Here is an 11663-nt window from a genome sequence, read left to right as displayed (position 1 = left end):
CGCCCGAAGCCCCCCGCCGCCACCTCCGTCGCCCGGCGCCACCACACCTTCGTCCTGTCCGCCGCCTCTCCCGACGCACTCGTACGGCTGAAGGGAGACGTCGCCGAGCACCTCGCCGCACATCCGGACACCGACGGCGGCGACCTCGCCTGGACCCTCCAGAACCGCCAGCGGCAGCTCCCCTACCGCTACGCCGTGGACTTCGACGACGTCGGCCGGCTCACCGCGCGCCTGCGGGAGTCCCTGGACGCCGACGAGCGACCGGTCCACCTGGGACGCGCCACCCGCCGAGGCGTCCACTTCCTCTTCACCGGCACGGGCTCCCAGCATCTCGGTATGGCCCGCGACCTCTACGAGCGCGAGGAGAGCTTCCGCGCTCACCTCGACGAGTGCTTCTCCCTGGCGGAGTCCCTGGGCAACCCGGTGCCCCGCGAGGTCTTCTTCGGCGACGACGCCGCCACGGAGAAGCGGCTGAACTCCATGGAGACCGCCCAGATCGTTCTGTTCATGCTGGAGTACTCGGTGGCCAGGACCCTCATCGGGTGGGGCGTCACACCCAAGGGAATGATCGGCCACAGCACCGGCGAACTGGCCGCCGCCTGCGTCGCGGGGGTGTTCTCCCTGGCGGACGGCATCCGTCTCGTGCAGGCCAGGGGCGGCCTCATGGCGGCCACCCCCGAAGGCGCGATGACCTCGGTGAAGGCGGCCCGGGACACCGTCGCCGCGATGCTGCCCGACGGCCTGGTGATCGCCACGGTGAACAGCCCGCAGGACTGCACGGTCTCCGGATCGGTCGCGGACGTGACGGAGTTCGAGGAGCGGTGCGCGGAGCGCGGAGTCGAGTTCAACCGCGTCAAGGACCTCGCGCACGCGGCGCACTCCCCGTACATGGACAGCATGCTGGACGGGTTCCGCGAGGTGGCGCGGCAGGTGACGTTCGGTCCGCCGAGGATTCCGTACGTGTCGAACGTGACCGGCACGTGGATCACGCCGCAGGAGGCCATGGACCCCGAGTACTACTGCGCGCACATCCGGCGGACGGTGCTGTTCGAGGCAGGCGTCGAGACGGTGCTGGATAGGGGCGACTCCCTCTTCGTGGAGGTGGGCCCCGGCAAGACGCTGTCGTCCTTCGTACGGACCATCGGCCGCGCGAGCGGCAGAGACGTCACCGCCGTCAACATGCTGCGTCATCGCATGGAGACGCTCGGCGACGACGCCCATCTCGCCCGCGTGGTGGGCAGGCTGTGGGAGGCCGGAGTCGCGCTGGACTGGAAGGCGTTCCACAGCGCGCACCCGCACCGCAAACTCCGGCTGCCGCTCTACCCGTTCGACAGGACCGAGTACCCGGTCGACGTGACCGAGTTCCACCGGATGCTCGCGGACGTCGGCGAACCTGCCGACCACCCGGCCGCAGGCAGCGCGAGGACCGGCGCGGCGGAAGGAGCACCGGGCACGGACAGCGCCACCGCCTCCGCGGTCCCCGGCCCCGCACTCGCCCCGGCCTGGTCGCGGACCCTGCTCCCCCGGCTGCGCGAGAGGGAGAAGCCGCGGCTGCCCGTGGTGTTCACCGACGACGCCCCGAAGCTGCGGCGGGTGCTGGAGGAACTGCCCCACTGGCGGACCCTGTACGTCACGTTCGGAGCGGCCTACCGGTTCGACGGCCCCTCGGGAGCCGTCGTCCGCCCCGACCACCCGGAGGACCTGCGACAGCTCCTCGAAGACCTGGACGAGAACGCCCTCGCCGGTGACTCCTTCCTCGTCCACCGTGAGGACCACGCCGCCGCCGTCCGCCTCGCACGCGACCTCTGCGCGGCCGTGCCCGGGATGCGTGACCCCGGAGTGACGGAGGTCCTGCTCCTGGACAGCGGCGACCACCTGCGAAACCGGCCCGACTTCCTGCCCCGGGTCATCGGCCTGAACCACGAGTCGCCCGGAGTGCGGACGCGGGTGCTGCGCTGCGACGCGCCGCTCACCGGCCGCGGGGGGCGGGCGGCGTGGCGCGAGGGCCTGCGCCGCGAACTGCGCCGCGACGGTGCCCAGGAGGCCGCGGTCCGCTACACCGGGGACGAACGCTTCACACCGGTGATGGCCCCGCTGCCCGGCCACCAGGAGCCGGCGGGAGCCCGCACCGGACGGACGGCGGTCCTCTGCCGGTCCGGTGACACGGGTCGGGTGCTGGCGGCGCTGACCTCCGGCCCCCTGGACCGGGCCGTCCACGTGCTGCCCATCGGCCTGGACGACATGCCCGCGGCGCATGAGGGCACAGGGCGCATCACCGTCGCGGAGTGCGTCACCGGTGCGACCTGGAGCGCGGTGACATCGACCGCGGCGGCACGGCTGCGCGAGCTGGGCGGGATCGACGAGATCGTCCTGTGGGACACGCCCCGCACCCGGGAGGGGGAGGGATTCGGGCACGCCGAACGGCGAGCGCTCGCCGGAGCGCTGCGCGACGCGGCCCGGCAACGGGGGGCCGGCCTGCTGATCCTGTCCCGCCCCGAACTGGACCGGCAGGGCTGGACCGCGGACGTCACCCGCTGGTTCGCCGAGAACGAGCTGATCGACGCCGCGCTCCGGCAGACGGGGCCGTTGACGAGGCTCTACTCCTTCGCGCACGTCGTCGACGACGGGTTCTCCGCACTACGGCTGCTGGCACGGCTGTACGACTCCGGCATCCCGGTCGCGTATCACGGCATGGAGATCACGGCTCTGCGGCCGGTGCCTCCGCTGCCCGGCGAGCAGAGCGGCTCCCCTGCGGGCGATGTCCCGCAGCGGGGGCGGCAGGACGTCACGACCCTCATGCGACGGGAACTGACGGATCTGCTCGGCTTCGACGACATCGACCCGAGGGACGACATCTTCGACATCGGTCTGGACTCGGTCCGACTGGTCCGCTTCCTCAGCGTGCTGGAGGAGCACGGCCACAAGGTCCTCGCCGGTGAGGTCTACAACCACTCCAGCATCGAGGCCCTGGCACGCTTCCTCGCCGCGGGTACGCGGGAGGAGCCCGAGGAGACCTCGGAGGCCGCGGAGACCTCGGCACCGGACGTCACCCCCGACCACTCCGCCGACGACCCCGCCGACAACGCCGCCCCCGACCTGGCCGACGTCCTCCGCACACTCGACACGCACGCCGGGCAGTTGCGCACCGCGCTCGCCGCACAACCGGTGAAGTGGACCTATCCGGCGACCGCCATGCAGAAGCACCACTTCGCGAGCGGCAGCCGACTCCAGCTCTACGTGCTGGAGTTCGACGAGCCCGTCGACGCCGACGCCCTGGAGCGCGCGCTGCGCGATGTCATCGGACGGCACGGACTCCTGCGGAGCTTCCTGACCCGCTCCTTCGGAAGGCTGCGGTGGAAGGAGTTCGAAGCGCCGAAGAACATCGCGCTGCCGAGGGTCGACCTGTCCGCACTGCCCCCCGCACAGCGGAAGCAGGCCCGGGCCCGGATCGTCGGCCGGGAGTGGAGCGTGGGCTCCGACTTCCTGGACAAGCCCCTCTACGAGGTCGCACTTCTCACCTACCACGAGAAGGCCCACGAACTGCTGTTCCGCTTCGACCACTCGATCTTCGACGCGGCTTCCGGACAGACTCTCCGGACGGACCTGCTGAGGCGGTACGAGGAGCTGGTGTCCGGCACCGGCCGGGCGATGCCCGCCGCGAAGAGCTTCCGGCACCTGCAACGCCGCATCCACCAGGGCCCCGTGGACATCACGGCCGCCGGGATCGTCGAGAAGTTCGACCTCCGGCGGTACGCCCGCGCGGGCAGGACGATCCTGGACAGGTCGGCCCCTTACGCGGGCGGCCCGATGCACCGGGTCCGCCACGTCGTGGATCTCGACGCGTTCAGGAGCGCGGACGGCACGGAGGCCGAGCCGTTCTCGCTGGCCCTGCACCTGTACGCGCGGACGGTGGCCAGGCTGCTGTCCGTGGACGAGGTCTCGGCGGAGATCGTGGTCCGCGCCCGCCGGTTCGGGAACGAGGACTTCGGCGAGGTCATCGGGATGGCACTGGACAGCCTGCCGCTCGTGGTCCCGGTGGACGGCAGCGGCTACGACGACGGTCTGGCCGTTGCCGTCCAGGACAAGATCCGCGCTCTGGGCAGACACCACGTGGGTTTCCTGGACCTCGGCCACGACCTGCGCTCCCGCCTGGCCCACCACAAGGCAGTGGCGGCGACGAAGGGGCTGGGAGGCCGGGCCTCGTGCGTGTTCAACTTCGCCGGCCAGGCGGAGGGGGAGTACGACGCGGCCTGGGAGGCGGCGATGGACCAGCCCTCGGAGAACGAGGGGGCGGACGGCTACGCGGACTGCTTCTGCGCGGCGAGGACGGGCGACGGCCGCCTGGAGCTGTTCGTCATGTCCCGGTGGGCGGACGGGCCCGAGGACATCAGCGGCATTCTGGCCGAGGAGGCCCGCCGCCTCGTGCGGGATCGCTCGGCACGACACGAGAACAGTACGACCGGCATGAGGAGTTCCTGATGAGCGACCTGCGACAGATTCCCCTGGTGTGCTTTCCGCACGCCGGTGCGGGCGCCCTGTACTACGGAAAGTGGCGGCACACCTTCCAGGACGGCATCGACCTGCGCATCGTCGAGTACCCGTTCCGGGAGCGCCGGCTGCGCACGCCCATGCCCTCCTCGGTGGAGCTGCTGGCGGGAGAGATCTTCGCCGAGTTCGCCGATGTGTTCCGGGGCCCGTACGCCGTCTGGGGCCACAGCATGGGCAGCATCATCGGCTACGAGGTCGCGAAGCTCTGCCAGGAGCGCCTGGACAACCCCCCTCTGGTGTACTTCGGTTCGGGCTCCTCGGCGCCGAGTGGCTCCCGCTTCACCCGGGTACGGGACCTCGACTCGACGGCGGGCTTCAACGACGTGCTGCGACGGTACGGGGGCGTCGGCGAGGAGATCCTGCGGGATGCCGGTTTCGTGAAGTACATCGCACCGGTCATCGAGGCGGACCTACGGCTGATGGGCGGCTACGTGGACACGGCGAGGGAGAAGCTGCGGTGCCCGATCGTCCTCATGCAGGGCCGGGAGGACGCGGTCACCTCGGGCCCCTGGGCGGAGTACACGGATGCGCCGCTGGAGGTGTTCGAGTACGACGGCGGGCACTTCTTCCACGACGCGCACCGGGCGGAGATGGCGGGCCTCATGGAGTCCCGGATCCAGACGCGTTGGCAACTCACCTCCGCCTCCGACGACTTCGACCTCCCGACGCCTCCGACCGCTGCCCCCGGACGCCGGTGACCCGATGTCGACGGTCCTGGTCTTCGACATAGACCGGCTCCCGGACGACGGTACGGCCCGCTTCAGGCGGGCCGTACCGGCCGACCGGCGGGGACGCGCGGACAACTTCCACTTCCCCGACGACCGCAAGCGGTGCCTGGCCGCAGGGGTCCTGCTGCGCTACGCACTGCTCGTCGGCCACGGGCTGCGGGAGCACGAACTGCACCTGTCCCGGAACAAGTTCGGCAAGCCCTGTCTGACCCACCGCCCCGACCTGCACTTCAACCTGTCGCACGCCGGCAGGTGGGTGGTGTGCGCGACGAGCGGCACGCGGATCGGTGTGGACATCGAACACGTCGCCGCGGGAACCCGCGACATCGCCCACCGGTTCGCCCCCGACGAACACGCCTACGTCGCAGCCGCACCGCCCGCGGAGCGGGCCCGGCGCCTGATCCAGGTCTGGACACGGAAGGAGAGCTACCTCAAGTGTGTGGGCAGGGGCCTGACCACACCCCTGAACTCCTTCAGCACCCACCCCTCCAACCCGTCTCCGAGCCCGGGCCTCTTCTTGAAGCAGATCCCCCACGACGACGACTACTGGCTGGCCGAGTGCAGCGAGGACGACAGCCCCATCGACCTCCGGCACACCACGACCGAGGCTCTCCTGGCGGTCTGCTGACCGGGAGACGGGGCGACCGGAGGTCAGGGGCCCTTCGCGGCGGCCCGAAAGCGGCGTGACCACACGGCATGCCGTTGCCCAGCAGCAGCTCCGCCTTCCCGAACTGCCAGCACGCTGAGGAATTGACCGAGCGTAACCTCACACGAACAAGGTCGCCATCGAGGCATGGTTCAAGGGGCCTCCGCCGGAGACGTCATGTCGTCCTACGACAAGGTGCCGAGCGGCAAGACCAGTGGCCGCGGCGTGAGCAAGCAGCCGGTAGATCCCCGCAACCCGTTGTCCGGGTACAAGTAGGGCGGCTTCAAAGCCCAGGTGTACGACGTGAGCGGCGTCGACACGCATATCAGCTACGACAGCAACCGCAACCCTCCCTTCACTGTCATGACGTCGATGCCCTCCACGTCCTGGCGGAAGCCGAGAAAGGCCAGCACCACATGTCCATCGACCGGACGTCCTGGGAAGCCGCGGTACGCCACTTGTACGAGGACGCGTACCCGTACGACGCCACGGGCCCGCGTCGCCACGAGAACTGGGTCCTGGACGTCCTTGCTCTGATGGCACGGGCCCCGGACCCCCGCGGCTGGACCGGTCTCGATGACGCGGCTCAGAACCCGGAGCGCGAGGCGTCCCCCACCTACCCCTTCGTCGCCCACCCGCCGGAGTTCATTGCGCGCCGGCTCCAGGAGATCGATCGGGACAGTGCCGAGAACCTGCTGCTCGCCCTTACGGACGACGGCTGCACCCTGTCCAACCTGAGTCGCTTCACCGAAAGCGAGCACGTGCTCCGGACGATGGCGCTCACGATCCTCGAACGCTACGGAGACTCCGCCCTTTTCGTCACCAACGTCAACAAGCCCGGTCACGTGAGCGAAACGCTCGACTTCACGTCGTCGAGCTGGGCGTACAGCCCGCTGAGTGTGTACTCGGAGGACTACGGTCTGATCGTCGTATCGGACATCGAGGTAGGCATGTTCTGGAACTTCGCCGACTACTGATCCGCCTGCCACCCGTGGGAGCTCGGCTCCTGAGGAGGCAATTTTGGAGGGTGCCCCGTGCTGACCCGATCCGTCTCCGATTCCGACCGGGAGACTTACCGGTGGACCGCCCAGCAGGTGGGCCCGCCAACGAACAGGCCGTCCACCGCTGGCTCGCCCAGAACACCAGGACACCGGCAAGCTCGTCGGCTCGCCGGTCCTGGCCGCGGAGGGGCAATCGCTTCCGCTGTCCTCCATCGTCGTGGTCGAAGTCAAGCGGCCGATGCGCAATGACGCCTCGGAGGACAAGGACCCCATCCAGCAGCGCCTGGACTACGTCAAGCGTGTGCGCGCCGACGGAGTGAAGACCGCGCTCGGGCGGCCGATCCCCCCTACGCGTGAAGCGCCTGCCTTCTGCTACGTCCTCGCCGATCCGACGAAGACGATGGTGGACAGATGCGTGTACGCGACTCTGCGGCCCACCCACGACGGCATGGGCTACTTCGGTGTCAACGAACCACCCCCTGGGCTGCGAAGGCAGCCTCGACGACCAGCTCATGCAGGACGCCCCCTCTCCGGAGGCCCGCTGGCTGGGGCTACGCGGCCTTCGACCTACGCCGCCAAACGGCATGCTCCAGCCCGCCTTTGTCGTGCCCGAGAAGCGCGGCGGCTTCCTCATATACGGCGCGCAACTCGTCGTATGGGAGGTACGGAACACCAGCATCCACGGCGAAGGCGCGAAGATGCACGTCAACGGCGACGTGCGAACGGCCGACGAGATTGCCCATGTAGTCGATGCTCTTCGGACCCACTCCCTTCACCGTGCGCAGAGCGGCGCGATTGGCCTGATGATCGAGCCAGGCGTGAAGGTCCTCGCGGGTATCGACCCCGTCGGCAGCGAGGAGGTCGGTGATGGCGTGAGCCGTCGCGACCTTCCGTGCGTGGTTGAACTTCATGGCCACGGCAAGGTCTTCCCTGACGAGCCGGCGCTGGAATCCGCGGACTGTTCTTGCATCAGCCCAGCTCAGTTGCAAATGGAGGAGCCGCGGTCGGAGAGTCCTCTCGTAGTTGCACCGTGGCTGGAAACTGACGTCGCAGATGACAGCACCCATGTGGGTCCATCCGCCGGGCTGGAGAAACGGTCCGCTGCCAAGGAATTGTCGAACGTGGTCGGCGAGGCGTTGGGCAGGGCCGGAGGCGAGCATGGGTCAAGGATGGCACTGCCGTCCGGCAAGCTGGTGGGAAAGTTCAAAACTCTCGAATGGATGGAGCAGGGGCCGTTCCATCGGGCAGCTCCCTCCATTATGGGAAGGCTTGCCATCTCGGCTACCGGGTCGCCGTCGAGACCGGGGCGAGGCGGAATAGGCACTGGACCGTGTTGAACTCGATCACCTCGGCGACGAAACGGAACTTGTCGCCAGCTGCAATGGTGGCAGGGACCTCCTTGCCGGTCAGGTGGAGGTTGCCGGTGTTGACGTCCTCGTACCTGAAGTTCGGACCGTCCGTCGTCTGCGGCCCCTTGTCGCCCGGGCCGAGAAGGAGGTCGTAGCGGGTCCGGTCATCCGCGTGGGCCGCCATGTGCCTGATTGACCCGTCGAAGGCGACCGTCTGCCCCTCGTGCTTGGTTGCGAAGTTCACGTTCGCTTCGCCACACGGATCCGCCTTCAACAACGATGCGAACTCGGGACTGTTCTGCGCCGTGATCACCTCGGCGGTGGTCGGCTCGTTTGCGGGCGGGCCGGCGGGCGAGGCGGAACTCGTCCGCGTGCCGGCCGCGCGCGAGCAGAAGTGGCTGCTTGAGCAGGGCGCGGGCGGCCTTGCGCAGCTCGGCGGCATGCTGGCCGTCCAGGACTTCGGCGAGTGGTGTGGTCATCGTCGGGGTTCTCCGACCGTCGGGCGGTCTCCGCCCACCAGGCGGTCTCCGTCCGTCAGGTCGAGGATTTCGATGAGGTGTTCCGGGCCACTGAAGACTCCGCCGGGGGTACGGACCTCGGCGGTCGTACCGTCGGCGAGTGCGGTGAGTCTGATCTCCATGGAGCCGTCGTTGCTGGTCGCGGTGGTGTGCCGCATACCGGGCCGCCATGTGGCCAGGGCGTCCCCGAGCAGCTGGAGAAACAGCCCGAAGGAGTCTGGGTCGAGGTCGCCGAGGGCGGACAGACGCGTGACGCCTTCGGTGACGAGCCGGGCGCGGGCGGCGGTCGTCTCGGCGGCCTGCTTGGCGGCGGTCTCGGCGAGCGAGCGCCGCAGCTCCTCCCGGTCCTCGACCTTGCGGGGCTTTCCGCGCCGCTCGTAGCTGCCGGTGCGGCGCAACTGCGGGCTGATACGCAACGGCTCGGCCTGGGCCCACGGAGTGGCGGCCGGGACGGGCCTCGCCGCCCGGGCGGCGAGGGTGTCGGCGTCGACGGTGAGGTGCCGGGCCGGATAGAGGCCGAAAGCGGCCCGCCACAGCCGGTGCCGGGCATCGTCGTCGGGCGCCTCGGCAAACCAGCGCGCCAGCGTACGGAAGTCGGCCGACCGGTCGGAGCGGCCGGCCCGGCGCTCGTTCAGCGCTCGTACGACGGCGAGGAGCTGGGGAATCGCGCCGAGTGCCCGGCCACGCAGGAGCCTGGCCTGCGATTCGCGCCCGTCCCTGCTGATGAACCACGCGCCGAGCCCCGACCAGCGGGCGGCCCACCGCTCGTACATCTCCCGCTCCGCGTTCGCGGCATCCTCCGGCGAGGCGTCGACGGCTTCCCGTCCGGCGGCTGCGCGAAGCAGGGGCTCCACCCTCCCGTCCTCTTCCAGCTCCAGGATCAGCCGCGCGATCCGTCCGCCCAGCGTGATCAGGTCCTGGATGAACCGCTCCAGGTACTGGATGAGCCGGTCCTTGTACGCGAGGAAGACCGCCTCTTCGACATCGTGCAGGTCGATGGTCTGCTGGAGCGATCCCATGAAGGCCCGGGCGTTGTCGGCGAGCGCGGCGAACCGGCTGGCCAGCGCGTCGAGCGCCAGATGCGCTTTGGCCGGATCCGGCGGCTCCTCGGCAGCCAGGACGACAAGCGCGCGAAGCTGGGTGACGATGTCGTGCAGGGCCACGGCCTGGAGGGCACCGCGCCGCCCGAGCGCCTCGTCATAGGCGGACAACGCCTCCTCGGCGGCCTCCCCCTCCCTCGTGAGCTGGTAGATGAACCGCTTCCGGTAGAAGTCCTCGACCGCGGTCACCCGGGCGGTATCGGGGTCCGCCCGCAGATTGCCCCAGCCGACGAGCCTGTCGAGCGCGCCGACGACGGCGTCCGGCTCGGCGGGACGGACATCCGCCGGCAGCGCGGTGTGCACGTCCTCAGGCCGCAGGTGGACCGCGAACCGCTCCTTGGCCGTCAGGAACGTCCGCATCACGTGGCGGTAGAGCGGGGTGTTCGGCACCGTGAGATGAGCGAAGGGGCCGAAGCCCGACGGCTCGGGAGGGGGGCCGGCGGAAGCACCGGGGGCGGTGACAGTCATCGCCGCCATTGTTCCTGAGGCGCGGCAACCTCGGAAAGAGACCGAAATATCCGGCCGATTCACCCCGTTCTGACCGGTTCAGAATGTCAGGACGAAGCCGGAGAAGGGGTGTCTCCCGACCGCCCGCGGGCTGTATCCGTCCGGGGCAAGGGTGACCTGCCCCGAACGGGACCTGCTGTCGGATACCGCCGATACCCTTGGCTGTAGGCGCACGACTGCCGACCGCACGCGCGCGGCCATCGCACAGCCTTCGGCAGACCTTCGAGGTGGGGACCAGAGTGAACGCAACGCCGCTGAGCCCGGACGATCCGGCCGAGCTGGGCGGGTTCACGCTGTTGGGACGGATCGGCCACGGTGGCATGGGCCAGGTCTACCTCGGCGAGTCCGCTGCCGGTGAGTCCGTCGCGGTGAAGGTCATCAAACCCACGGTCGTCGATTCGGAGACCCGGCAGCGGTTCGCCCAGGAGATCGAGGTCCTCAAGACGATCTGGGGACCGCGCGTCGCCGCGTTCGTGAAGGCCGACACGGAGTCGGAGCAGCCGTGGCTCGCGACCGAGTACGTGGAGGGCCCCGACCTGCGCCGGCTCCTCGACACCCGGGGTGTTCTGTCGCCTCTGGCCGCCGCTTCGCTCGGAGCGACCCTTGCCGAGGCACTGGCCGGAGTCCACAGCCAAGGGCTGCTCCACCGGGACCTCAAGCCGGCGAACGTCCTGCTCGGCCCGAACGGCCCCAAGATCATCGACTTCGGCCTCGCCGTCTTCGCCGAGTCCAGCGCCTCCCTCACCGCGCCCAACATGGTGATGGGAACCCCCGCCTGCATGTCTCCGGAGCAGGCGAACGGGGAGAAGCCGCTGACGGCCCCGGTGGACGTGTACGCACTCGGGGCGGTGCTGCTCTTCATGACCACCGGCCACTATCCGTACCAGGCCGACCACGTGCAGGTGCTGTTCAGCCACATCGTCAACCCCGAGAAGGCCCCCGACCTGTCGGGAGCCCCCGAGGAACTGGTCGGTCTCCTCTCGTCCATGCTCCGGTACGCGCAACACGACCGTCCGACGATGGACGAGGTCGTCACCGAGTGCGTGGCGGTCATCAAGGCAAACGGGGCGACCGTGGCCCAGGCCCGACGGCAGCTGGCCTCCCTCGCCAAGGTCGCGTACGCACCACCGGCCCCCTCCCCCGTACCGGCTCCGGCTCCGCCGCCCACCGACGCCGAGGCCTTCTCCGAAGTGCCGACTCTCCCGGCCCCGAACCCGGCGGCCACGGCGCCGACCATCCCACTGCCGCAGCCGTCCGCCACCCCCG

Annotated in this window: 8 protein-coding genes; 5 read left to right on the top strand and 3 right to left on the bottom strand. The window is 69.8% G+C overall.

Annotation, left to right across the window (positions count from 1 at the left end; genetic code table 11):
• The 4 genes from D3105_RS28745 to D3105_RS28730 form a co-directional block, all read left to right on the top strand.
• Positions 1-4479: acyltransferase domain-containing protein (locus tag D3105_RS28745; protein ID WP_118905881.1), on the top strand; the 4479-nt coding region annotated here is incomplete at its 5' end.
• Positions 4479-5246 (top strand): thioesterase II family protein, encoded by a 768-nt coding sequence (locus tag D3105_RS28740; RefSeq protein ID WP_118905880.1) that lies wholly within the window; start codon positions 4479-4481, stop codon positions 5244-5246. The genes D3105_RS28745 and D3105_RS28740, both read left to right, overlap by 1 nt.
• Positions 5247-5250: 4 nt before the next feature.
• Positions 5251-5904, top strand: coding sequence for a 4'-phosphopantetheinyl transferase family protein (locus D3105_RS28735; RefSeq protein WP_165891100.1), 654 nt, complete (start codon positions 5251-5253; stop codon positions 5902-5904).
• Between the two features lie 434 nt (positions 5905-6338).
• Complete coding sequence (locus tag D3105_RS28730; RefSeq protein WP_118905878.1) at positions 6339-6899, top strand: hypothetical protein; 561 nt, start codon at positions 6339-6341, stop codon at positions 6897-6899.
• A gap of 575 nt (positions 6900-7474) precedes the next feature.
• On the opposite strand, the gene D3105_RS34990 is transcribed toward D3105_RS28730, so the two are convergent.
• From D3105_RS34990 to D3105_RS28705, 3 genes are all read right to left on the bottom strand, one after another.
• A complete protein-coding gene (locus tag D3105_RS34990) occupies positions 7475-7840 on the bottom strand; it encodes a hypothetical protein (protein ID WP_206272933.1) in 366 nt (121 codons plus the stop codon).
• Positions 7841-8204: 364 nt separating this feature from the next.
• Positions 8205-8585 carry a DUF4839 domain-containing protein gene (locus D3105_RS28715; protein WP_240647055.1) on the bottom strand — a complete coding sequence of 127 codons (381 nt, stop codon included), beginning with the start codon at positions 8583-8585 and terminating at the stop codon, positions 8205-8207.
• A gap of 162 nt (positions 8586-8747) precedes the next feature.
• The gene (locus D3105_RS28705) at positions 8748-10358 is read right to left on the bottom strand and encodes a TIGR02677 family protein (RefSeq protein WP_118905877.1); all 1611 of its coding nucleotides are present in this window, start codon (positions 10356-10358) and stop codon (positions 8748-8750) included.
• Positions 10359-10636: 278 nt separating this feature from the next.
• Between D3105_RS28705 and D3105_RS28700 the strand changes: the two genes are divergently transcribed.
• Positions 10637-11663: serine/threonine-protein kinase (locus D3105_RS28700; protein WP_133305716.1), on the top strand; the 1027-nt coding region annotated here is incomplete at its 3' end.

It is taken from the genome of Streptomyces globisporus (assembly GCF_003501885.1).
Lineage (GTDB): Bacteria > Actinomycetota > Actinomycetes > Streptomycetales > Streptomycetaceae > Streptomyces > Streptomyces globisporus_D.
Note: the sequence above shows the minus strand (reverse complement) of the source record. Positions and strands in the feature narration are given on the sequence as shown.

Bases quoted from the DNA above. Each gene is read 5' to 3' on its own strand.
- D3105_RS28740 (WP_118905880.1), top strand. From the start codon at position 4,479: ATGAGCGACCTGCGACAGATTCCCCTGGTGTGCTTTCCGCACGCCGGT.
- D3105_RS28735 (WP_165891100.1), top strand. From the start codon at position 5,251: ATGTCGACGGTCCTGGTCTTCGACATAGACCGGCTCCCGGACGACGGT.
- D3105_RS28730 (WP_118905878.1), top strand. From the start codon at position 6,339: ATGTCCATCGACCGGACGTCCTGGGAAGCCGCGGTACGCCACTTGTAC.
- D3105_RS28705 (WP_118905877.1), bottom strand. From the start codon at position 10,358: ATGACTGTCACCGCCCCCGGTGCTTCCGCCGGCCCCCCTCCCGAGCCG.